General features: G+C 55.6%; 1 rRNA gene. It reads left to right on the forward strand.

The features are described from left to right. Window positions 1–583: ribosomal RNA gene (locus tag ACWUI7_RS13480) — 23S ribosomal RNA — on the forward strand; the annotation flags it as partial. Between the last annotated feature and the right edge of the window lie 92 nt (window positions 584–675).

Consider the following 675-nt stretch of genomic DNA (forward strand, 5'->3'; position numbering starts at 1 on the left):
GAAACCCGGCGAAGAGCGCAAGAGCACAAGATGGTCTGACAGTGACATTCCCAACGAGTGTCGCTGACGCGAAAGCGTGGTCTAGCGAACCTACGAGGTTCCGGAATGGGACCCGTAGATGACAGAAAAGCTACCTTAGGGATAACAGAGTCGTCACTCGCAAGAGCACATATCGACCGAGTGGCTTGCTACCTCGATGTCGGTTCCCTCCATCCTGCCTGTGCAGAAGCAGGCAAGGGTGAGGTTGTTCGCCTATTAAAGGAGGTCGTGAGCTGGGTTTAGACCGTCGTGAGACAGGTCGGCTGCTATCTATTGGGGGTGTTGGGTACGTGACGTGAACAGTCGTATAGTACGAGAGGAACTACGACTGGTCGCCACTGGTGTACCGGTTGTGCGAGAGCGCAGACGCCGGGTAGCTACGCGACACGGGGTAAGAGCTGAACGCATCTAAGCTCGAAACCCACATGGAAAAGACGTACCACAAGGTCACTCGTAGAAGACGAGATAGATAGACTCGGGATGTACGCGCCGAGGCAACGAGGCGTTGAGTCCACGAGCACTAACAGACCAAAGCCACAGTCATACGTCCACTGGAGTTCCACACTCCGGATGGGTTCAGGCGGTAGCTGGATCGCACGCATACACGGTTTCGCTGGAACCTTCCAGCCGAATCGA

This window comes from Halorubrum orientale, from assembly GCF_059623105.1.